The organism is Treponema ruminis (assembly GCF_014201975.1).
Classification (GTDB): Bacteria; Spirochaetota; Spirochaetia; order Treponematales; family Treponemataceae; genus Treponema_D; species Treponema_D ruminis.
In genome coordinates this window covers 93,336-117,998 of sequence record NZ_JACHFQ010000007.1, presented here as the reverse complement: position 1 = coordinate 117,998, position 24,663 = coordinate 93,336, and the positions used below count along the sequence as shown (strand labels likewise).

At 44.1% G+C, this 24,663-nt stretch carries 21 protein-coding genes, 4 tRNA genes and 1 other RNA gene; 14 read left to right on the top strand and 12 right to left on the bottom strand.

The annotated features are described in order from the left end of the window. Window positions 1–13 precede the first annotated feature (13 nt). The 5 genes from HNP76_RS11585 to HNP76_RS11565 all read left to right on the top strand — a co-directional run bounded on the left by HNP76_RS11585 (window position 14) and on the right by HNP76_RS11565 (window position 3,115). Window positions 14–1,888: a sensor domain-containing diguanylate cyclase gene (locus tag HNP76_RS11585; RefSeq protein WP_184660665.1), complete on the top strand. Its 1,875-nt coding sequence runs from the start codon at window positions 14–16 to the stop codon at window positions 1,886–1,888. Between the two features lie 75 nt (window positions 1,889–1,963). Next, a tRNA-Ser gene (locus tag HNP76_RS11580) sits at window positions 1,964–2,048 on the top strand. 21 nt (window positions 2,049–2,069) lie between these two features. Beyond that, window positions 2,070–2,155, top strand: a tRNA-Ser gene (locus tag HNP76_RS11575). A 31-nt stretch (window positions 2,156–2,186) separates the two neighbouring features. After that, window positions 2,187–2,261: transfer RNA gene (locus HNP76_RS11570), tRNA-Arg, on the top strand. 95 nt (window positions 2,262–2,356) lie between these two features. Beyond that, entirely contained in the window at window positions 2,357–3,115 is a 759-nt protein-coding gene (locus tag HNP76_RS11565; protein WP_184660663.1) for a DNA/RNA non-specific endonuclease, read from the top strand. A 10-nt stretch (window positions 3,116–3,125) separates the two neighbouring features. Here HNP76_RS11565 and ffs read toward each other — a convergent pair. After that, window positions 3,126–3,220: signal recognition particle sRNA small type (gene ffs, locus HNP76_RS11560), an RNA gene on the bottom strand. A 38-nt stretch (window positions 3,221–3,258) separates the two neighbouring features. Further along, entirely contained in the window at window positions 3,259–4,521 is a 1,263-nt protein-coding gene (locus HNP76_RS11555) for a M48 family metallopeptidase (protein ID WP_184660661.1), read from the bottom strand. Between the two features lie 134 nt (window positions 4,522–4,655). Here HNP76_RS11555 and HNP76_RS11550 point away from each other — a divergent pair, with 134 nt between their 5' ends. The 3 genes from HNP76_RS11550 to HNP76_RS11540 all read left to right on the top strand — a co-directional run bounded on the left by HNP76_RS11550 (window position 4,656) and on the right by HNP76_RS11540 (window position 9,165). Further along, window positions 4,656–5,162: a hypothetical protein gene (locus tag HNP76_RS11550; protein ID WP_184660659.1), complete on the top strand. Its 507-nt coding sequence runs from the start codon at window positions 4,656–4,658 to the stop codon at window positions 5,160–5,162. Window positions 5,163–5,361: 199 nt separating this feature from the next. Beyond that, a complete protein-coding gene (locus HNP76_RS11545; protein WP_184660657.1) occupies window positions 5,362–8,466 on the top strand; it encodes a right-handed parallel beta-helix repeat-containing protein in 3,105 nt (1,034 codons plus the stop codon). A gap of 18 nt (window positions 8,467–8,484) precedes the next feature. Beyond that, window positions 8,485–9,165: a tRNA-uridine aminocarboxypropyltransferase gene (locus HNP76_RS11540; RefSeq protein ID WP_184660654.1), complete on the top strand. Its 681-nt coding sequence runs from the start codon at window positions 8,485–8,487 to the stop codon at window positions 9,163–9,165. Between the two features lie 74 nt (window positions 9,166–9,239). Here HNP76_RS11540 and HNP76_RS11535 read toward each other — a convergent pair whose 3' ends face one another. Continuing rightward, window positions 9,240–10,952 (bottom strand): glycoside hydrolase family 3 protein, encoded by a 1,713-nt coding sequence (locus HNP76_RS11535; protein ID WP_184660652.1) that lies wholly within the window; start codon window positions 10,950–10,952, stop codon window positions 9,240–9,242. An 87-nt stretch (window positions 10,953–11,039) separates the two neighbouring features. On the opposite strand from HNP76_RS11535, the gene HNP76_RS11530 reads away from it, so the two are divergent. After that, window positions 11,040–11,111 (top strand) — tRNA-Cys (locus tag HNP76_RS11530). 168 nt (window positions 11,112–11,279) lie between these two features. On the opposite strand, the gene HNP76_RS11525 is transcribed toward HNP76_RS11530, so the two are convergent. The 3 genes from HNP76_RS11525 to HNP76_RS11515 are packed head-to-tail and all read right to left on the bottom strand — an operon-like array spanning window position 11,280 to window position 13,271. Further along, window positions 11,280–11,813 carry a hypothetical protein gene (locus HNP76_RS11525; RefSeq protein ID WP_184660650.1) on the bottom strand — a complete coding sequence of 178 codons (534 nt, stop codon included), beginning with the start codon at window positions 11,811–11,813 and terminating at the stop codon, window positions 11,280–11,282. A gap of 24 nt (window positions 11,814–11,837) precedes the next feature. After that, window positions 11,838–12,362 carry an NUDIX hydrolase gene (locus HNP76_RS11520; RefSeq protein WP_184660648.1) on the bottom strand — a complete coding sequence of 175 codons (525 nt, stop codon included), beginning with the start codon at window positions 12,360–12,362 and terminating at the stop codon, window positions 11,838–11,840. 27 nt (window positions 12,363–12,389) lie between these two features. Continuing rightward, complete coding sequence (locus tag HNP76_RS11515) at window positions 12,390–13,271, bottom strand: GNAT family N-acetyltransferase (protein ID WP_184660646.1); 882 nt, start codon at window positions 13,269–13,271, stop codon at window positions 12,390–12,392. Between the two features lie 119 nt (window positions 13,272–13,390). On the opposite strand from HNP76_RS11515, the gene HNP76_RS11510 reads away from it, so the two are divergent. Both HNP76_RS11510 and HNP76_RS11505 read left to right on the top strand, forming a co-directional pair. Further along, entirely contained in the window at window positions 13,391–13,927 is a 537-nt protein-coding gene (locus tag HNP76_RS11510) for an FKBP-type peptidyl-prolyl cis-trans isomerase (RefSeq protein ID WP_184660644.1), read from the top strand. Beyond that, window positions 13,857–14,489 carry a histidine phosphatase family protein gene (locus tag HNP76_RS11505; RefSeq protein ID WP_206173249.1) on the top strand — a complete coding sequence of 211 codons (633 nt, stop codon included), beginning with the start codon at window positions 13,857–13,859 and terminating at the stop codon, window positions 14,487–14,489. The genes HNP76_RS11510 and HNP76_RS11505 overlap by 71 nt, the downstream gene beginning before the upstream one ends. 11 nt (window positions 14,490–14,500) lie before the next feature. Here the strand turns inward: HNP76_RS11505 and HNP76_RS11500 are convergent, their stop codons facing one another. Next, window positions 14,501–16,591, bottom strand: a complete 2,091-nt coding sequence (locus HNP76_RS11500; RefSeq protein ID WP_184660642.1) for a methyl-accepting chemotaxis protein — start codon at window positions 16,589–16,591, stop codon at window positions 14,501–14,503. 258 nt (window positions 16,592–16,849) lie between these two features. Here HNP76_RS11500 and HNP76_RS11495 point away from each other — a divergent pair, with 258 nt between their 5' ends. Beyond that, window positions 16,850–17,875: a sugar kinase gene (locus tag HNP76_RS11495; protein ID WP_184660640.1), complete on the top strand. Its 1,026-nt coding sequence runs from the start codon at window positions 16,850–16,852 to the stop codon at window positions 17,873–17,875. A gap of 115 nt (window positions 17,876–17,990) precedes the next feature. Here the strand turns inward: HNP76_RS11495 and HNP76_RS11490 are convergent, their stop codons facing one another. After that, window positions 17,991–18,965 carry an aldolase catalytic domain-containing protein gene (locus HNP76_RS11490; protein WP_184660638.1) on the bottom strand — a complete coding sequence of 325 codons (975 nt, stop codon included), beginning with the start codon at window positions 18,963–18,965 and terminating at the stop codon, window positions 17,991–17,993. 149 nt (window positions 18,966–19,114) lie between these two features. Here HNP76_RS11490 and HNP76_RS11485 point away from each other — a divergent pair, with 149 nt between their 5' ends. Continuing rightward, entirely contained in the window at window positions 19,115–20,011 is an 897-nt protein-coding gene (locus HNP76_RS11485; RefSeq protein ID WP_184660636.1) for a DMT family transporter, read from the top strand. A 36-nt stretch (window positions 20,012–20,047) separates the two neighbouring features. Here the strand turns inward: HNP76_RS11485 and HNP76_RS11480 are convergent, their stop codons facing one another. Next, window positions 20,048–20,440 carry a carboxypeptidase-like regulatory domain-containing protein gene (locus HNP76_RS11480; RefSeq protein ID WP_184660634.1) on the bottom strand — a complete coding sequence of 131 codons (393 nt, stop codon included), beginning with the start codon at window positions 20,438–20,440 and terminating at the stop codon, window positions 20,048–20,050. Between the two features lie 143 nt (window positions 20,441–20,583). Here HNP76_RS11480 and HNP76_RS11475 point away from each other — a divergent pair, with 143 nt between their 5' ends. Continuing rightward, window positions 20,584–21,537, top strand: coding sequence for an L-lactate dehydrogenase (locus HNP76_RS11475; protein ID WP_184660632.1), 954 nt, complete (start codon window positions 20,584–20,586; stop codon window positions 21,535–21,537). Window positions 21,538–21,665: 128 nt separating this feature from the next. Here the strand turns inward: HNP76_RS11475 and HNP76_RS11470 are convergent, their stop codons facing one another. From HNP76_RS11470 to HNP76_RS11460, 3 genes are all read right to left on the bottom strand, one after another. After that, window positions 21,666–22,397: a DUF3226 domain-containing protein gene (locus HNP76_RS11470; protein WP_184660630.1), complete on the bottom strand. Its 732-nt coding sequence runs from the start codon at window positions 22,395–22,397 to the stop codon at window positions 21,666–21,668. Then, the gene (locus HNP76_RS11465) at window positions 22,397–23,509 is read right to left on the bottom strand and encodes an AAA family ATPase (RefSeq protein WP_184660628.1); all 1,113 of its coding nucleotides are present in this window, start codon (window positions 23,507–23,509) and stop codon (window positions 22,397–22,399) included. The genes HNP76_RS11470 and HNP76_RS11465 overlap by 1 nt, the downstream gene beginning before the upstream one ends. Window positions 23,510–23,576: 67 nt before the next feature. Then, window positions 23,577–24,569 (bottom strand): hypothetical protein, encoded by a 993-nt coding sequence (locus HNP76_RS11460; RefSeq protein ID WP_184660626.1) that lies wholly within the window; start codon window positions 24,567–24,569, stop codon window positions 23,577–23,579. Between the last annotated feature and the right edge of the window lie 94 nt (window positions 24,570–24,663).

The window sequence follows — 24,663 nt, the reverse complement described above, 5'->3', positions numbered from 1 at the left end:
TAAAATTCAAGCTATGGGAATAAAACTGTCATCTCGTAACACAAAGATAATTCTTCTGGTTTTTGTTCTTGTCGCCCTTGTAACGGCTTCTCTTTTCGTCTTCCGTTTAAAGACCCTGAATATTATGTCCAACACTTCCCTGCAGAATATTTCTGAAATCCAGGCCATGTACGCCCAGACCCTGCAGACAAAATTTGCCGACCAGATGAGCATGCTCGAAGCCCAGGCCCGCTATTTCGAAAACATTGATTTGAACAACGACGAGGCCCTCAAAAAGACAATCGTCCGCACCAAAGGTATCGGTGACTTCAAAAAAATCGGCATCGTAAACAAATCCGGCGCAACGACAAGCACAGAGGGAAAAAACCTTTCAAACATCTACAACAAGCCCTATTTTTTCGACGCGATAAAGTCCGGCAAGCCTCAAATTTCAAACCGAATCGAAGTTGACGAAAATCTTGACCCCATCCTCACCTTAATCTATCCAATCAAGCAGGAAAATTCGGTAAAAGCCGCAATCAAAGGCACCCTTTCCTACGACGTCCTCAAAAATCTTTTTGCGGTCTCGCTCTTTTCCGGCGAAAGCTACATGTACATCATTTCAGCGGACGGAAACGTAATCCTCTGCAACCGTGACAAAAAACGAAATCTTTACAATATCAACATTTACGACTTAATCAAAAATGCCGCAAAAGGTGAAAGCGAATATGTCAGCAGCAAGATGAGGGCCGACATCCTCAAAAGCCACTCGAATTTCATGACCTTTAGCGCCAAGGATTCCTACAAACTTTTCGCTTATTCTCCGCTGGGAATCAACAACTGGTACATAATTTCAGTCATTCCATATTCTTACATCGTTCAAAAGCAGGCCGCCATTGTATTCTGGGTTTACGTCCTTCTTGGAGTAATCGCCTTTACAATCTCAATGTTCATTTTCCTTCTCTACGGGCTTTTCAAAAAGAACACTTCAATCGAAAAAGACAACGAAAGGCTCACGATTGCAAACGCCCAGGCCCAGACCCTGATTTTCGAATACGACGTTCCCCGCCACCAAATCACTTTCTCAGGCGACACACAGTTCATCCTGGGAACCGAGCAAAAAGTATATCCGATTGATTTCATCCGGGCAGAGTATTACAAGAGGATTCACAATGACGACAAAAAAGTCATGACCGAGCTCAAAAGGACAATCGAAAACGCCCTTTCAGAGTTCACCGGCGAATTCCGCTATAAAAATTTCACTGACAATGAATATATCTGGCTGAGGATTTCAGGCAGCCTGATCGACAAAGAAGACGGAAGCGGCAAAAAATTCATCGGCACCATCACAAACGTAAATTCCCAGGTTCTCCACGAGCAGGAATTAAAATCAATCGCAGAAAGGGACAAGCTCACCGGTCTTTTAAACAAAGCCGCAATGGAGCAGCACTCGCGCAACATCCTCACAGGCGACAACAAACAGCGGTCTGTTCTTTTCATCATCGACCTGGACAACTTCAAGAAAGTCAACGACACTCTGGGCCACCTTATCGGCGACATGGCAATCGTTGACGCGGGCAAAAAGCTTTCCCTCATCTTCTCCGAAAAAGACTTTATCAGCCGCTTCGGTGGCGACGAATTCTGCATTCTCATGAGATTCAGCAAAAACCTCAGCGACGAAGAAATCAGCAGAATCATCATCGAAAAAGCCCAGAACCTATGTATCTTCCTGCGCGAAGATTATTTCGACGAAAAGACCGTCATCAGCGTAAGCGCCAGCGTAGGAATCGCCTTCTACCCGGAAAACGGCAGCAATTACGAGGAACTTTTCGCCGCCGCAGATTCGGCCCTCTACAAGGTCAAGGAAAGCGGCAAAAACGGCTACAGATTTTTTGGAAAAAATGAATAAATTTTCAAAAAAATTTTCTAAAATCTGTTGACACAAAATTGGAAATGGCGTATATTATTTAAGCATCAATTATCTGGAGCGATGGCAGAGAGGCTGAATGCACCGGTCTTGAAAACCGGCATACCGCAAGGTATCGGGGGTTCAAATCCCTCTCGCTCCGCTTTTTTTTTGATTGCAGCCTGGAGGTGTGGTAGAGCGGTAATACAACGGATTGCTAATCCGTCAGTTCCTTATCGGGCTGGGCAGGTTCAACTCCTGTCGCCTCCGTAAAGAACAAGCATTCTCCAAGTCTTGTTATGAGATTGTAGCTCAGTTGGATTAGAGCGCCACCCTGCGGAGGTGGAGGTCGCACGTTCGAATCGTGTCAGTCTCAAAGTTAGGTTCATCAAGGGATGAACCTTTTTTTATTTTAAATCCCCTCTTTTAAAAAACTGCGAAATGTTGTAAAATACGGCAAAGGATGGAATTATGAATATCAAAACATTTGTTTTTCTGCTGCTGATTACAACACCACTTTTCGCACAAAAAAATATCGCTTTTCCTGCTGCAAACCTTCCTGAAACTTACTTAATCGAAAACCCGGCTTACACAGTTGCTTTTGCAGGAAATTACGGAATCCCAATCTGGGAAATGCACACTCTTGCAACAAAAGTCGCTCCCGCAACCTCAAACGACAATGAAGTATGGAAGACTGACAACCGCGTAAAGGGCTACCGCCTCACTCCAAAAGATTTCGAAGGCTCAAAGCTTGAGGTAGTTCAGCTTTTCCCAAAAGAGCACGCCGGTGATAATCAGGAATACAGGGAATCATCTTTGCTCACGTCAAATTTAGTCTTCATGAACAAGCTCAGCAAGGAAATGGTCTGGGACAAAATCACCAATTCCTTTCAGATTATCGCATCACGAATGAAAAGCGCCTATCTCTACGCCGGCCCGATTTTCGACAAAAACCAGATGAAAATCAAATACGCCATGAACAATAAGGTCGCCGTTCCTTCATATTTCTTCCGCCTTGCCCTTTATTACGAGGACGGAAAGCCAGCCTACAAGTGCTACCGAATCCCAAACCGCGTTCCAACAGATTACGAGCGCAGCTGCAACATCGATGAATACGAATACAATCTTTATCAGCTTGAAGCAGACACAGGAATAGATTTTTTTGAAAGGGAAATCGACGCAAACTTCCGCCAGGACAAGCTCAAGTTCCTTGAAAGACAGGTACACTAAGGGCAATAAAAAAGGTCAGGGAGACCATGCACAACTCTAATCTTCATAGTGCTGCTGCTTCCGCCCTGACACGGTTTTGAAGAAAGAATTTGCTGGCGCCTGACCAACGAAGTTAATTTAGCATAAATCGCAATTAGAATCAACTATCGCAAAGCCGCGATGCGCTCCAGGAGAGGCGGGTGATTGTAATTGAAGACGCTGTAAATCTTCGGAACCTGGATTTCGCTCAGATTTTCCTTGTTAAGTTTGATTAGTGCAGTGCAGAGAGGCTCCCCGCTTCCACAGATTTTCTTTGCAAAGGCATCAGCCTGGAACTCGTCGCGGCGGCTCAAGAAATTAAAAATCGGGCGGAACAAGTCCATCCATTCGCCAAAAACAAGGCTAATCAAAAAGACTCCGATAAACATCATCTGATAAGGGATAAAATCTCCGACATCAAAGCCAAATCCAATGTAAAGGTCAGGCAGCTTTATGAGCAGGCTGGCAGCGAAAAGGGCTGCAAAAACGCCCGGAATCATAAAAAGCATCTTTTTGAGGATGTGGTGATGCTTGTAGTGGCCGAGCTCATGGCCCAAAACCGCCTCAATTTCGTCTGTCGTAAGCTGATTAATCAAAGTGTCATAAAGAACGACCCTCTTTGACTTGCCGAAACCTGTAAAATATGCGTTTGAGTGGCCGGAACGTTTTGAAGCGTCCATGACGAAAAGACCGCTTGCCTTGAAACCGCATTTTTTGAGCAACTCCTCAAGCCTTGTCTTAAGCTCGCCATCTTCGAGCGGAGTAAATTTGTTGAAAATCGGTGCGATAAAAATCGGATAGATGATTGATATTCCGAGACTGAAAGCAAGGTAAACGCAGCCCAGCAGAATCCACCACCAGTTCGATGCGTACTTGAAAAGGCCGATCATTGCCAGAAGAAGTGGCGCCATGATGACAAGATTAATCAAAAATCCCTTTATTTCATCGCCGATCCACATGCCCAAAGTCATATTGCTGAAGCCGAAGTGTTTTTCGATTCCGAATTCTGAATAGAGGGCAAAAGGAACTGAAAGGATTGCACCAGGGATTCCGCCCAGAACTATAAAGAGAACGGCAACGAAGAAAGAGTTTTCCGTCCAGCTGCATATTCTCTCCAAAAGAGCCGGGTAAAAGAAGCAGTAAACAAGATAAAGGGAAAGCACCAGCTCAAGAATGCTGCTAGGAATCCAGATTTTGTATTTTGCGTCCTCGTAAAGACATGTTTTTTCCAAAGTCTGGGCATCGACATGGTCCTTCAGGATTTCCGGGATTTCGCGTCCGTGCTTTTTGCGGAAAGAAAAATCAACCCGCTCAAGAATCATGTTGAAAAGGAAACTGAATAGATTTCCACCGATAAAAATTAAAACAAAAATGTCTGAAAGATTCATAAAGTAAATTTAACATTTTTTTCAAATAAAAAAAAGGCATGTGGAAAACATCGGAAATTTGAAAATATCTGTATGTTTTTTAACGGATTGAGGAACTATACTTAAAGTGCATTATAAATGGAGGATTTCTTTTTATGAAAAAGATTATTGCTGTTCTTGCAGCGGCTTTTATGTTCGGAACTTTTGCTTTTGCAGAAGGATATATCTGTGCAAACGACCTTGAAAAGGGGCCGATTAATGCTGAGAGAAACGAAGAGGACGGATTCGTTCTTTACGCTTCAGCAGAAAAACCAATGGAAGTTAAGAAAAATGATGCCAAGACTTACGGCGAAGACACTTTCACACAGGTAATCTCAACAAAAGGTTCTGGAAGCGTCAAAAAAATGGAGCGCATCATTACTTTCCCAGTTAAAGCCGGCGAAAAAATCACAATCTGTTGCAATAATTCAGGAAAGAACGGCTCTCGCCCGCTTCACCTTGTAAACGTAGATACACAGGCTGAAATTAAATTAATTCCGGCAACTTCTATGTACGAAGACGGTGTTTATGCTGATACTACAAAAGTCACTGAGTCTGGAACATACGGTGTTTACAGCACTTCAGGCGGTATTTACATCTACAAGATTGAAATCACTAAATAATTATTAAATTTTGATTAACTGAAAGTTATAAAAAAACGGCTTCCCGTCGGAAACCTGACAAAAATGTCGCGGTGAACAAGTTCAAGCGGCTTTTTGTCAGAACCCCGACTCCAGCCGTTTTTTTTGCAATATGTGCTATAATTAAATTTAATATTTCTTCCTTGCTTTTCTACAAACAGGATAAGAGGAGATTCAAATTATGAAGAAAATTATTTTGGCTTGTGCTGTCGCTTTGCTTGCGGTGGCTGGTTCTTTTGCGGATAAAAAGCCGTGGAATGAGGTGGCAGCTCCGGAAATTACTAAAATCGAGCAGACCGGACCTAACGAAATCAAGGTCTCTTTTAAGAGCAACACATCAAAAGATGCAGCAGACAAGGGCTATGTAAGCTATAAGTCAGATTCTGGTGCCTCTGGAAAAGAAGCTTACGGACGAACCCGAAAAGAGGCAAAAACAGCAACTTTCAACCTTCAGAAAACTGGAACATACACATTCATCGCATACGCAGAACGCAACGGCGAAAGCGAAAAACACGCTTCCGCACCGGTGACATTCAAATATTCACTTCCTCTGGGAAAAGCCCTGCTTATGGCAAGAAACCTGGGCAGCGGAAAGGTCCTGGTCTCATGGAGCCAGGTTCCTGAGGCAGAGGGCTACATTCTTTCTTACACAGACGAAAACGGTAAGAAAGTTTCACTTCCAAAGACAAAGGAACTTCAGGCAGAAGTTTCAATTCCGGCTGGAACTGTATCAAGCTTTACTGTAAGCGCTGTCCGCGGAAACGAATCATTCCCTTCTGACACAATCAAAAAGACTGTCCGAGAGCAGGCAGAACGGGTCTGGAATTTCACTGAATTCGGAACTTCTACAAATCCAGGCAGAAACAATTTCCAGCTTCTTGATTCCGACAACCTCAAGGTTAAGCTCAATTCATGTACATTCGATCCTGCGACCGGAACAATCATCGACAAGGGCGGAAAATTCGAAACATTCTTCGACGGTATTTCCTTCTATTACACAGAATTGGATCCGTTCAAGGAAAACTTCGAGCTTACTGCAACCGTAACAGTTGACTACCACAACCCGACTGCTGACGGTCAGGAAGGATTCGGTCTTCTTGCAATCGACCGTCTGGGAATTGACGGAGAATCAATGGTCATCGCCTACAACAACTCGGCAGGCGTAATTTCACGAAAATTCACAACTCATGTAAACGGCGTCAAAAAGGAAATCAAGGACGGACTCGGTTCACGCTTCGTTTCCGGAATCACTGATTCAATCATTGAGGAAGGTGACGCTGCAATCAAAAACAAATGTTCAAGCGTAAGCAAGGCATTCAGCTACGACCAGGCTTCTGACGCAATCAAAACTGGCGACGTATACCGAATCACCCTCAAAAAAGACAACACCGGCTACCATGCAATCTACAAGAGGGCAATCGCATCTGAGGATTCAGTCGAAGAATTCCTCATGTACGACACAGAGAACAAAAAGCTTACCCAGCTCGACCCTGAGCACATCTACGTTGGTTTTGCCGTAGCGCGAGGATGTAACGCAACATTCAGCGACGTAGAATTCAAGGTAACTGACCCGAAAAATGATCCTCCGGCCCTTGAAGAGCCGCCTGAGCTTGTTCCTCTTACAACCCTCATCGACTGCCCTGTAACATGGTACAATCAGGAATATCCTTTCGTATTCAATGCAAACTCAAACGGAACAATTCACGTCGAGGACACAAAAGGCCGCGTCCTCATCGCTTCTGGAAAAGTTGAGGCTAAAAAAGACTTCAAGAAAGTCATCAAAATCAACAAGGGCAACAACGACCTCATCGTAACCTTTGACCCGGAAGACGGATTTAAGCCGGAGCCAAAACAGGTCATCGCCCAGTTCAACAAAAATCTCGACGTAAACGCCTACGAAGAAAACTACAATCCTGTTACTTACTCTCACACAGTAATTTCAATGACTTTCTCAGGCAAATATCTTTACGTTTCAAAAGAAGGCTCGGTCTTCGGCAAGGGAACAAAAGATGATCCTCTCGATTTGCTTTCTGCAATTCAGTACGTTAAACCGGGTCAGACAATCCTCCTTGCTCCTGGAAAATACTATCCTTCTTCAAGCCTCTGGATTGAACGCGGAAACAACGGTAGTGAAACAGAACGCAAGGTCCTCATGTCAGAAGATCCGGCAAAGCGCGCAATCATCGACTTCTCAAGCGCAAAAACCGGAACAACTGCCTTCAACCTTTTCGGAAACTACTGGACAATCCAGAACATCGACATCACTGGAACTCCGGACGACTGCAAGGCCCTTCAGATTGCCGGAAACTACAACAGAATTATCATGGTTGACACATATCTGAACGGTGACACCGGAATCCAGATTTCAGGACGGGCTTCAGAACCAGCAGAAAAATGGCCTAGCTACAACCTCGTTTACGGCTGTGAATCATTCGGAAACTGCGACCCTGCCCAGAACAATGCAGACGGCTTTGCATCAAAACTTACTTCAGGCGAAGGAAACGTATTCCGAAACTGCGTGGCTCACCACAACGTTGACGACGGCTGGGACTTGTACGCAAAGATTGAGACAGGCCCGATCGGAGCCGTAATCATCGACAACTGTATCGCATACAACAACGGACGCAAGATTGACAACACAGGCAAGGGCGACGGAAACGGATTCAAGCTCGGCGGCGACGGAATTGCCGTAAAGCACATCATCCGCAACTCAATTTCATTCAACAACGACTTGAACGGAATCACGACTAACTCAAACCCGGCCCTGATTGTCGAAAACTGTACGGCTTACGGAAACAAAGTGTCAAACCTCAACCTTTACGGAAAGGGAAACGCTGACCAGTATCCGAGAACAGTTCAGGTAAAGGGCATGCTTTCTGCAGCCGGACTTGGACGTGACCGCTTCGACGAAAGCAAGGACCCTGAAATGAAGGGCCGCCTCGACAGCGATGACAACTACTTCTTCGACGGAGCAGAAGCCGTAAACAAGAGCGGCGTAAAACTCGGCAAGGAAGCCTTTGTAAACGCAGATTTTGAAAGCATCGCAAGCGGCCTCAATGGGGACAAGTCTTTCAACCGCCTTGCACGCGATGAAAACGGCATATTCCTGCTCGGAGACCTCTTCGCACTTTCGGACAGCGTTCCTGAAGGAGTCGGAGCAAGATACAACAGCAGCAAGTTCAAGATTGAATCAGGCTCAGCTTCAGACGGAGCTTCAATGCTCGTTGCATTGCTGATTATCCTTGCAGCCCTCGGACTGACGCTTGTGATTGAAAAGAAAATGTAAACCCTTTACAATCAGCCCATGCGTACAATTTGTTACAAATGCCTTAGACCTGTTGAAACTTGCCTTTGCAAGTATGTTCCGCCGTTTGAGCCGGGGATTAAGTTTGTTTTCCTTATGCACCCCAAAGAGGCCAAAAGGAACCGCACGGGAACAGGCCGAGTAGCTCATGCAGGGCTGATTGATTCTGAAATTCTTGTCGGGATAGACTTTACCAAGCACCAGCGTCTCTGCGAGCTTCTGGCAGACGAACGCTATTATCCGGTGCTTCTCTACCCCGGTGAAGACGCCTGGAACGCCCAAAAAGAAGGCTTTAAGGCCCAGATTGGCAATAAAAAGCTGCTGGCAATCATCATCGACTCAACATGGTTCTGCTCAAAAAAGATGATTAAGCTGAGCACCAACATCATGGCTCTTCCAAAACTCTCTTTCGCAAAATCATACCGCTCAATCTACACTTTCAAAAAAGAACCAAGCGAAGAATGTGTCTCAACGATTGAAACCTGTTACTATCTGATAAAGGAAATGCAGGAAGCCGAAATCGTGGATAAATCAGTAAATCCAGAGTGCCTGATGACGGCCTTCAAAGAGCTGATAAAACTCCAGCTCCAGAAAGAAAATGACCGTATTGACGGCAAGCTCCCAAACTCCCACGCCACGGATTTTAAATATACTACGAAGAAGGTGATTCCTGACTTTTAGGGGCGTTGCGGGGACGTCCCCGCAGAAGGGGTAGCGACCAACGAAGTGGGCGCGCAGGGGAAGGCTTTCCCCTCTTAGTTCAAAGGCAGCGTACCTTTCGGCTCAAACTCTCCTGCAAGGGCAGCGAACAACGCCTGGTAAGTGAAATTTGAATAGCTGTAGCCCAGCAAAATCGTATCCGCAAAGTCAAAGCCGCTCATTACCGGGATTGGAGCCAGAGCCGAGAGGATAATCACCCGCTTACCGCAATTCTTGAGCCTTTTCGCAATTGCAGCTCCCTCTTCATTTGGGACGTAAAAAATTATCGTATCGTAATTGCCAGCCATGTACTCCAGCTGATTTCCGTTCCAGTCTATGCCAATGGGTCCAAGACCGTCGTAGTTGATTTTATAGCTGTCAGCTCCCTCATAGCGTTTTTTTGCCTCGATAAAGAAGGGAGACTCCACGCCCTGAGCAATGTCACTCGGTCCGACAATCAGAATTTTGCCGCCATTGTTTTGAAGGGGGAAAGTCCCTTTTTTATAGAGAGTAATCGAGCGGCAGGCCTGAGAAAGGAAGAATTTCTGCCCTTCCCTGTCCGGAATCTGCTCCTTTAAACGGGCAATTTCCGGATAAAGTGGAGCCGCGTTTCCGCCCTTAAAGTAATTGAGCTTTGAAAGAACTACCCTTCTCGCTGCCGTTGTGACAATCTCGCGGAAGTTTGGATTAGAGCGGATGTTCGAAAGATTCATCGTCCAGAGGCGCTCGTCAAGCTCAGCCGTGCGGGAACTCAAAATAATGTCGTTTCCGGCCTCGATTGCCCGCTTGAAAGCCTCCGAGCTGCTGCCCGCATAGCCCCAGGCACCTGTCATCATCATGTCGTCAGTAATGACCAAGCCCTTGAAGCCCAGTTTTTCGCGGAGAATGTCATGGAGCCAGCCGCGTGAAAGTGAAACCGGATCCTGCTCAATCCGCGGATAAAGAAGATGACCGCTCATGATGGCAGGAATATTCTGGGCAATCAGATATTTGTAGGGAACGAGCTCTCGCTTTTCGGCCTGCTCCCAGTCAATGTAAACGCCCGGAAGCTTAACGTGCGAGTCTGAACTTGTGTCGCCGTGGCCTGGAAAATGCTTGGCCGTAGGAATTACGCCAGCCGCAATCGAGCCTGCGACAAAGGCAGAGCCCAGCTGACCAACAAATTCCGCGTCCTCGCCAAAAGAACGAACGTTGATTACAGATGAATCCCGGTTGGTGTACAAATCGACCGTGGGAGCAAAATTCATGTTGATTCCCAGGGCTTTAATCTCGCGGGAAATGTAATATGCGCTGTAATAGGCGTCAATCGGGTACTGGGAAGCGCCAATCGCCATGTTGCCCGGAGTTTCAGTCGTGTCGCCCTTAACGTGACGGATCCATCCGCCCTCCTGGTCAGTCGCAACAAAAAGCGGAATCTGCAAATGACGGCTCTGAGCCTCCTGCTGGAGCATGGAAATCGACTTTGCAACCTTTTCGGTGTTGTCCGTGTTCCAGCCAAAGACTTTTACGCTGCCCAGGCCCCGGTCAAGGACCCACTGATTCAAAAGGGCACTGGGTTCTTCGCCAGCCCAGCCGAACATAAAAATCTGGGCAAGAAGTTCCTCGTCGCTCATTTTGGAAATTAAAAAATCAGCGAGCTCTTCGTTGGGATAATCGCTCCAGAAATTTGACTCAGAAGGAATTGAATTATTTGAGGCACCCTTTGATTTTTGGGCGGAAATCGTAAAAAAAATCAAAAAAAAGAAAACAAAGGAAAATATTTTTTTCATAAAACGTGCTTCATTCTATCAAATTTCAAATAATCTTTCTATTGGACTAGACAAAGTTCATGCTTTTGTGTATATTATTATCACTTTGGCGTCTTACCCAAGCGGTAAGGGAGCGGTCTGCAAAACCGTTATGCAGCAGTTCGATTCTGCTAGACGCCTTGCAAAGTATGAGTCGCTTTAGGGCGACTCATTTTTTTGCCTTCCGGGCCTTTCAAGCAAAGCTGGGGTCCGATTAAATATATTGAGGGGGAAGTCTCCCCCTCGCTTCAAACGCTCCGCGTTTTCCGCTACCCCTTCTACGGGGACACCCCGTAACGCCCCGCATTCCTAGGGCTTCAAGTTCGGAGCAAGTTTTAAAATCTCTTCTACAGCCTGTCTTCGCTCTTCTTCGCTTTCAAAAAGAATCTGATTTTCCTGACCGTTATTCAAAATCACACGCAAAGTCTTAAAGTCTACCTGAGTGGTTTCCGGGTCATTTTCGTAGGCAAGAGTCGGAAGGGCAAGAATGTCTGTCCACAAAACGGCGTTTGTACCTGAAATGAGCATGTTCTCGTAGATGCCGGCCTTTCCACAGCCGCTGGCCTCACGCGCTGCAATTTCTGCGGCAATCAAAGCCGTGCCGAGCAGGACAATGTTCACGAACCAGGAATAATTTCTGAGCGGAACAACGAGAATCAAAATAAAGCCCGCGACCGCAATCGCCATCCACTTTTTTGAGGAAGCAACTTTGAGCGGCTTAACGCAGACTCCGGCCTGGGCAAAAATCTTTTTGCGGCGATGGGGAATCGAACACAAAATTCCAATATAGCCCAAAAGAGCTATTCCAAGCATTCCAAAATAAGCAATTTGTATTACAGTCATAAAGCCTCTGGATAATTTCAAAAATTATTTGTTATTGAGCCACAATTTTAGCGTTTTTCTCGCACTTTCAAAAGCCAGGGGAATATCTTTTAAATCTTCTTCGCTTTGAATCAAAACTTCCTCAAAGCCAAGGACTTCTCCTTCCTGGGCGTGAAGTTCTGCATTTTTGGGCAGAATGGCCTCAAAAAAGATGTCGCAGGTCTTGTAAAGGACATTCTTGTACTCGTAAGTGTTCGGGAAAGTGGCTATGTATTTTACCGAAAGGGGTTCAACGCCGATTTCTTCCCTGCACTCCCGGAAGCAGGCTTCTTCGGCACTTTCGTTGGGGTCAACAAATCCGCCAGGCAGAGCGAGAAAGCCCTTGCGGGGCTCCTTGGCCCTCTTTTCAAAAAGGACTTTTCCCTGCTCATTCTGAATGACAAGGCCCACGGCAGCCGCGACATTGTTGTAAAGGGTGAATCCGCAGTCGTCGCACTTCCACTTGCGCATGTTCACGTTCTTGATATTCTTTCCGCCGCAATTTGGGCAGAAATTGAAATCATTCTGCATAAATTCCTCGATTTTAAATGCTAATTTTTAATAATACATGATTTTATAGTCAGCGAAACTTGCAAATCCGCAGTTCTGATAAACGGCAATAGCGGTGGCATTCACTTTTTTGACGAAAAGGACGATTGTCTTTCCTTCTTTTCGGAAACGCTGAGTTAAAGTTTTTACGAGATATGTGGCTATTCCCTTGTTGCGGAAATTGGTGTCGGTGAAAATGCCGCCAAGCTGAATGCAGTTTTGGCCCTTTGCGTTGATTGCGGCCTTTGCGATTACCCGGCCATTGTAGCGCACGCCAAAGACTTCGCCAGCCTGCAATGAACGCCTGAGCAAAATCCTGCAGTTCTTTTCGTTGAAATCTTCTTTTTTGATGAGGACTTCTTCGATTTCGTATTCGCGCTGAATGGGGAAAAGGTCGTCAAAATCAGATTCCTTGCAGTCAAAAATCTGGCAGCCTGAAAGGAAGGTCTTTTTGCGGGAATCGACTTTTTCTTTTAAGGCAGCCTCTTCTGCCGCCGCCTGATTATATTCCATTAAAGCGTATTCGTTTTTGAGTTTGGGAACGGTGCCATAAAGCTGGAGAAAAATTTTGGCAATTTCATCGGTGTACTTTTGCTCGCCGATAATGCTGAAGATTTTGGCCGGACGGACAGCTGCGAAATATTCCTGAAGCATGGGAAGAACGATGTCGCTTTCAAGACAGTGAAGAATCTGACCGCCAGCTGAAATTGAAATTACGCCCCAGATTGTATTGCGCTGATCGAGAATGTAGAGAATTTTCGTGTCTTTTTTTAAAAAGTGATCGACCAAGGAAACACTTTTGTGTTCATTGACAGTGAGAAAATCTAAAACCTGACTGCGGACTTGAAGGAATCCTGGTCCGTCTCCGTCTAGTAATTCGAAAATCAGCATAAATACATAAGAATTATATCATATTATTGAAGAATTTGTAGAATTTGTTTGAATAAAAGCCGAATTTTCTTTATTTTTATAGAAAGTAATTCAGCTATATTATTATTTTAGGAGCATTTATGGAAATCTCAAATCAGAAGATGGTAAAAATCCATTATACCCTTAAAGACGTCGAAGGAAATCAGCTCGACTCATCTGTTGGTGGCGAGCCACTTGAATACATGCACGGAATCGGCTCCCTCATTCCAGGTTTGGAGCAGGAACTTACAGGCAAAAATCCGGGAGACAAATTCCACTCAGAAATCGAGCCTGCTATGGGCTACGGTGAATACGATGAAAAACTGGTTGCAGAAGTACCAAGAAGCCAGTTCGACGCAAATTTCCCGATTGAAGTCGGCCAGCAGTTCCAGGCAGACACAGCCACAGGTCCGATGATTGTAAAAGTCACAAAAGTCACAGAAGACAAAATCACTGTTGACGGAAACCACGAGCTTGCAGGCAAAAAACTCTGCTTCGATGTCGAGGTAGTTGACGTCCGCGAGCCAACCGAAGAAGAACTTGAGCCATTCGTAGGCGGCGGCTGCGGTGGTGGATGCGGAAGTTGTGGCGGCGGCTGTGACAGCTGTGGTGGCGGCTGCGGTGGATGTGGTGAGTAATTTGCCACACGGAAGTCTATACATCATGCGGCATGGCCGCACGGACTGGAATAATCTCAAAAAATTGCAGGGACGCACGGACATTCCTTTAAACGACGAGGGCCGCCAGATGGCAGAAAAGGCCCGGCTCGAATACAGGGACGTGCACTTCGATGTCTGCTACTGTTCTCCGCTGGTGCGTGCCAAAGAAACCGCCCAAATCTTTTTAGAGGGGCGGGATCTTCCAATCATAATTGACGACCGCCTGATTGAAATGAGCTTCGGAGTTCTTGAAGGAATCGAAAACGCCTACAAAAATCCAGAAACTCAGGCCTACACTTTCTTTAAGGAGCCGGAAAAATACCTTCCGGCAGAGGGCGGCGAGTCTTTTGAAGAGCTTTTTGCGCGCACAGGCGACTTCCTTAAAAACGTCGTGGAGCCGGATTTGAAAGCCGGAAAAGACGTACTTATCGTCGGCCACGGAGCCATGAATTCCAGCATAATCTGCCAGGTAAAAAAAATCCCGCTGGCCCATTTCTGGGACGCGGGAATTGAAAACTGTAAGCTTAAGCAGCTGCTTTAATGAGGCGCCGCTTATACTTTGAACTGATCGATTTCGCTGCCAATCTTCTGGATTGAGCGGTTCATCTCGACAGAAATATCTGTGAGGGCGCTTCCAGTCTCGCTGATTTTGCGGGCGCTTGAATTGATTTCAGCAACAGAGCTGTTCAAAGAACCAGAACTGTCTTTGAGCCGTGAGACTTCCTGCAAAATCTGCTGGCTGCCAGCACTCATTTCCTCAGCAGCGGCACGAACGTTTCCTGTGCTGTCGCTCATAACGTGAAGGGCTTCGAGAACCTGCTTTGAACCTTCCGACTGCTCTTCCATTGCGGCGCGAATCTGGCGGACAAGCTGGTCTGTTTCGCGGATGCTTGAAGAAACGGCCGTAAATGCCGCACTTGATTCTGAAGAAGAAGAAACGACACCTTCGATTGAAGAACGGATTTTCTGCAGCTGGTCGCCGATTGTCTTTGACTGGGCAGAAGATGTTTCTGAAAGCTTACGGATTTCGTCTGCAACGACCGCAAAGCCCTTTCCTGCCTCACCGGCGTGAGCAGCCTCAATTGCGGCGTTCATAGCGAGAAGGTTTGTCTGGCTTGCGATTGAGGCGATTGCAACGTTTGCTTCCTGGAGCATTGCCGACTGAGTTTCAATTTCACCAATCTGATCGTTAACATTTGCCTGTTTTGAAGCACCGAGATTTGCCTTTTCCTGCAATGAAGCGAATTCTCCGGCCATTTTTTCGATTGAAGCGTTGATTGCGCTGATGTTTCCAATCATCTCTTCGGTAGCCGCGCTGGCCTGTGTTACGCCGGAAGACTGATTGTGAATCATGTTGTCGAGAGACTGAATGTTTGAAGTGATTTCTGTGACAGCACTTGCCGTGCCGTTTACGCTTTCGGTCTGCTCGGCGAGAACCTGCCTGAATGAATTGAGGTTATTGTTGATGTCAGAAATTGCCGATTCAGTCTCGGAAATGCTTGACTGAAGGCTTGCATCAACATCAGAAAGAGATTCCTTGGAATTTTTGACCTCGGCGATGATTTCCTGAAGTTTCTCAATGAACTGGTTGAATCCCAAACCGACCGAACCGATTTCGTCGTTATTTTTGACTTCGATTCGTTTTGTAAGGTCAGCATTGCCGCTTGCGATGCCGATGATGCTTTCAACAACGACTTTGAGCGGCTTGAAGCAAACGATCATGAAGAGAATGATTACAAGAAGGACTATGACTGCGATTGTGACGTTGCTGACAATCAAAACGTTGCGGATTCGGATTGCAGACTCAGCGAGCTGACTTTCCGGAACTGCGATTGCGATCGACCATTTTGTTTTTTCAACCGGATGATAGAAGATAAAGTCCTTTTCGCCCGGAATTACAAAACTTTTAATAGTTGCGCTTGAAGTACTTCCGTTTATCATTGATGAAGCGATGGCAGAAACATCTTCATGACCGTCAATTGAATCACTTGCAAAATTCTTCTGCATCTGGATTTCTGAATTTGGATGACACATTGCCATGCCGGTGCCGGAAAGCATGAAAGCGTAACCGTGCTTACCAAGTGAGAAACTGCTGATTTTCTGCTGGATTTTGTCGATTGTCTTTACACCGACGAACATTCCAACCCTGCGGCCGCTCATGTCAAAAGCCGGGCGGACAAGCATGATTGAAACTTTGCCGGTAGCCTTTGCGACTGTCGGGTCAGTGATGTAGTAATCGGCTCCACCCATGACAGCCTTGTAGTAGGCACGGTCTGAGTTGTTACCCCGCTTGCCCGAATCGTAGTAAGTATTTCCTTCTGCCGTGATGAAAAGAACATAGTCAATTTCCGGAGAACGGCGGCTCGGGGTGGATGCAAGCCATTCACCGATTTCATCATAGCTACCGAAATTATGAACGACATCGGCCTTTGTATAGAAATCAAGGAGATTTAAATTTTCGTCAAGCCAGGATGCGACATAGTTTGAATAAGACTCAGCCATGACCGAAACGTCACTTTCTGCCATGTCTACCGTAGAATTGTTGACGAAGGTTGTAGTCAGTTCAATCAATACAAAGAATAGAACTGCAATGATGATACCTGTTATGGCAACAATCCTCCGGATAACGCTTTTTTTCTTCATTTTAGACTCCATAAAAATTACACTCCATAGAAAAGATGTTTTAAAATCATATTTTGATATATCTTCTATTATTAATCTAAATTTAAAACTTTGCAAATTTTATTTTAAGTTTTTGCAAAAGGGATTTGAGAATTTTCCGACATTCATATCAGCCTGTTACTGTCACTAAATTACAAATTCATAGCATAATCTTTAATTGTGGAAGCACTTACTCTGTCATATACTTTCTATAAAATCGAATTTTAGTAGGAGACTTTTATGGCAAAGGTAGTTACTTTTGGTGAATTGATGCTTCGCATCCAGCCTGCAGATTATTATCGCTTCGTACAGGTTGATTCAATGACAACAACTTTCGGTGGCGGTGAGGCTAACGTTTCTGTTTCTCTCGCAAACTACGGAAACGAATCATATTTCGTTACAAAGCTCCCGACACACGAAATCGGCCAGGCAGCAGTCAACTCACTCCGCAAATACGGCGTCCACACAGAGTACATCGTTCGTGGCGGTCCACGCGTTGGTATCTACTACAATGAAAAAGGCGCTTCTCAGCGTGGCTCAAAATGTATCTATGACCGTGCAGGATCTTCAATCCAGCTCGCAAAACCAGAAGAATTCAACTGGAAAGAAATCCTTAAAGACGCAAAATGGTTCCACATCACAGGAATCACACCGGCTTTGGGACCAAACATGGTAACAGCTTGTATCGAAGCTTGTAAAACAGCCCGCGAAATGGGAATCACAACATCTTGTGACCTTAACTACCGCGGAAAGCTCTGGACAAAAGACGAAGCTCGTGCAGCTATGACAGAAATCTGTAAGTACGTTGATGTTTGTATCTCTAACGAGGATGACGCAAACGACGTATTCGGAATCAAATCTGAAGGAACAGACACAACTAAGGGCGAGCTCAACAACGACGGTTACGTTTCAGTTGCACGCCAGCTCAAAGAGAAATTCGGCTTCAAAAAAGTTGCAATCACTCTCCGCTCTTCAATCAACGCTAACCGCAACGACTGGCAGGCTCTTCTCTACGTTGATGACAAAGACTACGCATTCTCAAAGAAATACGAGATGTGGATCGTTGACCGCGTAGGCGGCGGCGACTCATTCGGTGGCGGTCTCATCCACTCACAGCTCAAAGGAATGAGCACACAGGACTCAATCAACTGGGCAGTTGCAGCTTCATGCTTGAAACACTCAATCATCGGAGACTACAACATGGTTTCTGAAGACGAAGTAAACAAGCTCGCAGGCGGCGACGGATCAGGACGTATCCAAAGATAAAAAATTACCTCCTGTAATTTTTTATCTAACGAGAAAATTCTGTTCACCTAAAGGCAAACAGAATTTTCTCTCTCTGCTTTTACCCCGCATCCGTGCGGGATTTTTTTTGTTCGAATTATTCCTGGCTTGTGACTTCCATAAAGAAGTCGCTGAAGTTCTTGCGCTTATCTTTTGTGAACTGAATAGCGCTTCTCGGATGCTGGTTGAAGACGCCTGTCAAAAGATACTGTAAATCGTAGCCCCAGACAACGCCGGCTTCTTTCATCGGATTCATATATTCCTCAACGAATTTGATTACCGGGTGAAGCTTGAACTTAGGATTCTTCAAGAAGCCCATGAGAAGCTCCATGGCACAGTTACCGGCACCACGGCCCATTGCGGCATAAGTTGCATCGAGATAGTCAACACCGTCACCGGCAGCTTCGATTGTGTTTGCGAAAGCAAGCTTCTGGTTGTCGTGAGCATGCATACCCAGCTTTTTGCCGTATTTTGCAGCGAACTCACCGTAAAGGTCAGCGATTCGGGCAATCTGCTCCGGGTAAAGGGAGCCGTAGCTGTCAACGATGTAAATGATGTCAACAGGAGATTTTCCGAGCAAATCAAGAGCGACCTTCAAATCACCTTCCTGGGCATTGGAAATAGCCATGATGTTACAGCTGACTTCGTAGCCCTTGTTTTTAGCGTCTTCAATCATGTCGAGGGCGCCCGGCATCTGGTGGGTGTAAGTTGCAACCCGAATCAAATCAACAGGGCTGTTTGCCTTTTCCTGAATGTCCTGCTTGTAGTTACAGCGGCCAACGTCCGTCATGATTGCAATCTTCAAATCTGTATCATTTTCACCGACGATAGAGCGGATAAAATCATCGCTTGAGAATTTGCATGGACCGAATTTATTTACGTCGAACATTTCTTTGTCAGCACGATAGCCGAATTCCATATAATCAACGCCGGCCTTGAGATTTGCCTCATAAAGAGCCTTTTCAAATCCTTCCGGGAAGTAAAAATCATTAACCAAACCACCATCACGCAAAGTGGCATCAACGACCTTAATGCTAGGTCTGAAATCCATCAATTTAGAAAGTTCTTTCATTGTAAGCTCCTTGTTACTGTAAATAGTAACACAAAACAAAACTTTATGCAAATGGTGGACGCTCCCTTTCAGGTCAGGCTTTTTTGGTTTCGCTATTCGCTTCACGCAACTGGTTGCAAACAATTTTCTTTCTATATATTATCTTCTTCATGACAAAACACACGACCTTCCTGCTTTCTTCCGCAGGGCTTTTGCTTGCCGCCGCAATCTGGGGATTTGCATTCGTAATCGTAAAGGACAGCCTGGACTACATCGGCGCGGTATGGATGATTGCGTTCCGTTTCACAATCGCCGCCCTAGCCCTCGCAATCATTTACTGTAAAAAATTAAAATTTCTCACAAAAAAAGCATGGATACATGGCGGAATACTGGGATTCTATCTTTTCACAGCCTATCTCGTTCAGACAATCGGCTGCAACTACACCACCGCTGGCAAAAATGCCTTTCTCACAACAAGCTACGTTTTCTTGATTCCGGTCTTTTTGTGGATAATTGAAAAACGTCGCCCGGCATTTTATATCTTTTTATGCGCAATAATGTCCATAACAGGAATCGGAATGCTTGCGCTCGGAACAAGCGACACAGGAACCGTCAATATCGGAGACATACTCACACTTATTTGCGGAATTTTCTACGCGATTCATATAATTTTCACCTCAAAGTACAATGAGCATCATGACCCGATTTTGCTCACAGTCCTTCAGTTTTTATTCGCGTCGATTTTTGCATGGATTTGCGCCCCTATTTTCGACGGAGCTTTTCCTATTGAGCAGATTCAAAATCCGAGGGTAATAATTTCCATGCTCTATCTGGGACTTCTTTCAACGATGATTTGCTTTGTGCTTCAGAATGTTGGGTTAAAATATCTTCCTTCGGCATGGGCTTCACTTTTGCTGTCGTTTGAGAGTGTTTTCGGCGTGATTTTCAGCACTATCGTTCTCGGTGAAAAAATTACGCTCCGTATGGGATTCGGATGCGCACTGATTTTCGCGGCAGTCGTTCTTGCACAGGTACTGCCGGAAGTTTTAAAGGAAAAGAGGAAATAGATTTTTAGGGGGCCGGGAGTGCGGCTGGGAGGGAGATTAGTTGGCGCTTTCGAGAGTTATCATGCCAAAATTATAATCCCGTCTGGCAAGAGGAAGACGCTCCTTCCACTGCTTAAAGGAACCGTTTTCAGCTCCATCTGTATCAGTAAATCTTAGGGTGTAATCACCTTCTTTTACATCCCTGAATTCAAACCAGCCATGCGAATCGGTGTATGTCAGAGATTTATATGAACCACCGTTTTCAATAATTTCAACAACTATTCCCGGAATTGGCTGAGTTCTATCATCGTATTTTCCCTGAACTGTTCCATAAACAGTGTACTCTGTATCCCCGTCAATAGTCACCTTGCATGAAGAAAAAAGGGAAAGAGCAAAAAAGAGAAAAAGAACAGCGGCTGCTTTTAAAGTTGAATGTTTACGATTTTTCATTTTAACCTCACAAAAAATATACAGGCGAAAGGCGATTGTGTAAAGCAAAAGAATGAATTTTCGGGCAAAGTCTAGAAATCCGATTTCAAAAGTGCTATCGTATCAAATTGAAAAATAGAAAATCTCGAAAAGTGAGGTAAAACATGAGTTTCAAGGATTCAAAAGTCGTAATCGTCGGAGTCGGAAACGTCGGCGCAACAACAGCATACAGCATCCTCAATCAGGGCATCTGCGAAGAAGTCGTTCTGATTGACGTAAACAAGGAAAAAGCAGTCGCCGAAGCACTGGACATGCAGCATTCAATCTACTTCATGAACAGAAACATGTCGATTAAGGCAGGTGACTACTCAGACTGCCGTGATGCAGACGTCGTAGTAATCACAGCAAGCGCGCCAATGCCAAAAGACTCACACAACAGACTGGAAATGCTGGCCCCGAGCATGAAAATCATCAAAAACATCGTTGAAAGCGTAATGTCAAACGGATTCGACGGAGTATTCGTCGTAATTTCAAACCCGGTCGACATCATGTCATACTACACATGGAAACTTTCACGCCTGCCAAAAAACAGAATCATCGGAACCGGAACCACACTCGACACAGCCCGCCTCTGCTGCGAACTTTCAAAAATGTACAACCTTGATGCAAAAAGCGTAGAAGCATTCGTCATGGCAGAACACGGAGACAGCGAAATGGTCTCATGGGCAAGTGCAACAATCGGAGGCAAAAACCTGACTGATGTCTTCGCCGACAACGCCGACCGCACAAAGGACATCACCAAAGACGAACTCTTAAAACGCACAAAAGAAGCCGGCTGGGACATCTTCACCCGCAAAGGAAACACCTGCTACGGAATCGCCTCAAGCGCAACCGCAATCATCAAGTCCATCCTCTTCAACGAAAATAAAATCCTGCCAGTTAGCGTAGGCTTGAACGGAGAATACGGCCTGAACAACATCTTCCTCAGCGTCCCGACAATCATCAACAAAAACGGAGCCAAGGAAATCGTAGAAATCAAACTTGCCGAAGAAGAGCGAGAGCTACTGCAAAAATCCGCCGAAGTCGTCCAAGGCGTGTACGCGGAGCTGAAGATTTAGATGGGAGCCGGAGCGTCCGAAACAGGGCGTTCCCCGCCTGCGGCGGGTCAGGCTTTCCGCACTTACGCTATCGCTTCATACCGCAAGCGGTACGCCTACGGCGGTGCTCCAATCCTTAACGCGGAAAATCAACCTAATTTCTGTAGCTCTTTAAATACTTCGCGGACATTTTCATATTCTTCCCACGGAACATTTTTAAGAATATCCTGTCGCATACGGAATTGTTTTGCAGGAGTCCTTATAGAAAAATAGACATCAAATTTTGCTTTTGTTTTCAAACCACGATGTATCAGATATTTTGAATCCGGATCTGCAGATTCCACAAAAGCATTTCCTTTTTTGATAATCTCCGCATCGTAAACATCTTGTTTCGACACAGAATTCAACAGGAACGTTTCAAGAGCACCATTTTCCTCAAAAGGAATAACAAGCAAAAGCACATCTGTAGAAAATGCAAATTTACTTGATGTTTCATCAATATATGAAAGTTTTGTCCAGTTTTTATTTCGAATTTTACCGTTATTTTCTATAACCTTATTTAAATCAGAAAGTATCTTCGCTTCTGTTCCTTCCTCATCATTATCCGTAACAATAACAATTTTTGAATATCTCTCAGAATCAAAAACCGCATTCTGGTTATAGCGTATAACCGATGCAAAAACGGACTTGATATTTGCACAGCCACCCGCAGAAACAATTGTAAGAGAGTTTGATGATTTAGAAAAATCCCTGCTTATTGAATCTGAAATGTCAGGTTTGAAAGTGGTTTTTCGAGCATCTTCCCAGCTGTTTGCCTTAATCATAAAATATTGGAGTAAAGTAAAATCTGTGTCACCTTCACAAATAATAATTGATTTCATTATCTCAGCTCCTGCCCGAAATTTTCATCGGCTTCAATAGCTCTCTCGGCAGACAACCTTCTGGCGACATTCTTACCATCAATTTTGTAAAGCGTATACAGAGTAATTTCGTCTTTAAAGTCTTGGTCGGAATTTAATGCAAGGACTTTCTGCAATGCTTCCTTACTGTGCGTGGTGAGGAAGAGCTGAACATTATATTTTTTACATGCCCTAAAAATCCATGTAAAAAGCTTATTCATAACCGATGTGTGAATAGCTGTTTCAAATTCATCAATAAGAAGAACCCCATCCTTTGTTGCAAGAACTGATGTTACAAGCCACAATGCTTTTTTTAGGCCGTCACCATAAACACTAAGCGGCATAAGTTTTCCGTATTTTTTTGAACGAATCTGATAGCTATCTTTCATGGGGAAAGGAATTGCATATTCACGCACGGTCGGCACAATGTCTAGAATATCATCATCAAACAGTCTTAATACCTCTATAAGTTCTTTGTGCCCCTCATTGTCGCTGAAAATTTCGGTTATCACAGGACATTCTTTATCATAGACACTTGGTGAGATATAGTGAACTATGTATTTTTCGTAAGGTTTCTCAGTATTTTCTGGAAAGATTTCAAAACGAGTTACATTGTAAACATCAACAGAGTCCTCGATTTTTCCATTGTAAAAAAAATCAATATGCAGCTTTATCACTTCGGCTTCTGAAAACTCTTCGCCTTTCTCACATTCAATATGAGCAATCTTACAATAGTCTTTTTTGATTGTTTTTTCTTTTGAGATGCTACCTTTTAGTTCTATAAATACATTTCCATTTTTATCATCTTCCTTAGAATAAGCAATTCTCAAATCATTTTCAGAAACAGAATATAAATCTTTTACCATTTCAAAAATAGTTCGGGTTGGGTTCGGGAACTTTTCATTTCTACCAAGCAGAGTCCACATTATCGGTGAATGTGGATTTCCAGAAGTTTGAAGCACTTCCAAAACACTTGTTTTTCCGGAATTATTGTCACCCGTAAAGATGTTTATTCCAGAGAAGCCTTCGAGCTTTAGATTTTGGATACCTCGAAAGGTCTCAATATTTAGTGACCTGATGTGAATGTTTGACATATCTGTATGCTCCATTTTGTATTATACCATAAATTCGAATGTTCTGTTATTAACTCGCCATAATTTGTTACACTGTATTTTCAAGAATTGTTGAAAAATAAGTTTTAATGTCAAACCAAGACATTTCTTCATACAACTTCGGAGAATCATCAATAAAGTCTGCAAGTTCATTTTGTTTTCGAAGAGCCACACATGTATTTCTTGGGAAACGAGCAAGAGATGATGTGTAAAAAGTTTCTTCAAAGTTCGAATGAAAAGAATAAAAAAAGTCTTTCCATGAAGATTGCAATTCTCCTAAAGGATTTTTTGCTTTTATATCAATTACTTCAAATTGCTTTAAAGGCTTTTCCTTTGCATTCCAGGCTGCTTTTAATAATTCAACAGCTTCAACATCAGATTTAGGAGCACTATAGCCAAAAACAGTAAATATATAAGCCTCGGAAAGCATTTCACTAAACTGCCTCCAGAAACTTGCTAATATAGGTTTGTTATTATACTTTTTATTTTTTATTGGATACAGTAGTGGCATCGGAGAAAAAGTATGCTGACAAATCGGACATTTACCATTGAAAAATCCAAACTGATTATGATTTTTGCAAAAACTAATGTCTACGTTACCATGCAAGAAAAATATTTTAGGCAAATCTTTTGTTATTTTTTTTACTCTGCGATATGCTTGAGTAAGTAACGGATCCCAATTAAAAGTTGCAATACAATCATTTGGTGTCAGAGACAATAACAACAAATCATAAACAGTTGGCTCGTCAGGAATTCGCATATTGAAGAAATATTCTTCAATTTCATATTCAAGTTTTTGACATAATTCAAAGAATTCTTTTTTTTCATATACGTCGGAATATACTTCCTCAAGATTGCCTAAATTTCCAGAATAATTATATTCCTTAAAAATAGTATTTAATCCAAGATTCTTTATGAAACCATCCATTGCAGATATTTTTTTGCCATTCTTATCACATCTGTTTGGCAACGCTGCACAAGATGCACCTGCACCAAGAAGAACAACATGACGAAAAGATTTATTGTTTTCAAAACTGTTCATTTACCCCTCTTCATCCAACGGAGATAAAATTATCATTAACAATCTAACTATTGGGATTTTTCGTATTTCAACTGTTACTATTTCTATTTTTGAA

Excerpts from the sequence above, each read along its gene's own strand:
- HNP76_RS11510 (WP_184660644.1), top strand. The coding sequence starts at position 13,391 with ATGGAAATCTCAAATCAGAAGATGGTAAAAATCCATTATACCCTTAAA.
- HNP76_RS11545 (WP_184660657.1), top strand. The coding sequence starts at position 5,362 with ATGAAGAAAATTATTTTGGCTTGTGCTGTCGCTTTGCTTGCGGTGGCT.
- HNP76_RS11485 (WP_184660636.1), top strand. The coding sequence starts at position 19,115 with ATGACAAAACACACGACCTTCCTGCTTTCTTCCGCAGGGCTTTTGCTT.
- HNP76_RS11460 (WP_184660626.1), bottom strand. The coding sequence starts at position 24,569 with ATGAACAGTTTTGAAAACAATAAATCTTTTCGTCATGTTGTTCTTCTT.
- HNP76_RS11465 (WP_184660628.1), bottom strand. The coding sequence starts at position 23,509 with ATGTCAAACATTCACATCAGGTCACTAAATATTGAGACCTTTCGAGGT.
- HNP76_RS11475 (WP_184660632.1), top strand. The coding sequence starts at position 20,584 with ATGAGTTTCAAGGATTCAAAAGTCGTAATCGTCGGAGTCGGAAACGTC.
- HNP76_RS11480 (WP_184660634.1), bottom strand. The coding sequence starts at position 20,440 with ATGAAAAATCGTAAACATTCAACTTTAAAAGCAGCCGCTGTTCTTTTT.
- HNP76_RS11535 (WP_184660652.1), bottom strand. The coding sequence starts at position 10,952 with ATGAAAAAAATATTTTCCTTTGTTTTCTTTTTTTTGATTTTTTTTACG.
- HNP76_RS11500 (WP_184660642.1), bottom strand. The coding sequence starts at position 16,591 with ATGAAGAAAAAAAGCGTTATCCGGAGGATTGTTGCCATAACAGGTATC.
- HNP76_RS11520 (WP_184660648.1), bottom strand. The coding sequence starts at position 12,362 with ATGCAGAATGATTTCAATTTCTGCCCAAATTGCGGCGGAAAGAATATC.
- HNP76_RS11540 (WP_184660654.1), top strand. The coding sequence starts at position 8,485 with ATGCGTACAATTTGTTACAAATGCCTTAGACCTGTTGAAACTTGCCTT.
- HNP76_RS11550 (WP_184660659.1), top strand. The coding sequence starts at position 4,656 with ATGAAAAAGATTATTGCTGTTCTTGCAGCGGCTTTTATGTTCGGAACT.
- HNP76_RS11555 (WP_184660661.1), bottom strand. The coding sequence starts at position 4,521 with ATGAATCTTTCAGACATTTTTGTTTTAATTTTTATCGGTGGAAATCTA.
- HNP76_RS11565 (WP_184660663.1), top strand. The coding sequence starts at position 2,357 with ATGAATATCAAAACATTTGTTTTTCTGCTGCTGATTACAACACCACTT.
- HNP76_RS11525 (WP_184660650.1), bottom strand. The coding sequence starts at position 11,813 with ATGACTGTAATACAAATTGCTTATTTTGGAATGCTTGGAATAGCTCTT.
- HNP76_RS11515 (WP_184660646.1), bottom strand. The coding sequence starts at position 13,271 with ATGCTGATTTTCGAATTACTAGACGGAGACGGACCAGGATTCCTTCAA.
- HNP76_RS11490 (WP_184660638.1), bottom strand. The coding sequence starts at position 18,965 with ATGAAAGAACTTTCTAAATTGATGGATTTCAGACCTAGCATTAAGGTC.
- HNP76_RS11585 (WP_184660665.1), top strand. The coding sequence starts at position 14 with ATGGGAATAAAACTGTCATCTCGTAACACAAAGATAATTCTTCTGGTT.
- HNP76_RS11495 (WP_184660640.1), top strand. The coding sequence starts at position 16,850 with ATGGCAAAGGTAGTTACTTTTGGTGAATTGATGCTTCGCATCCAGCCT.
- HNP76_RS11470 (WP_184660630.1), bottom strand. The coding sequence starts at position 22,397 with ATGAAATCAATTATTATTTGTGAAGGTGACACAGATTTTACTTTACTC.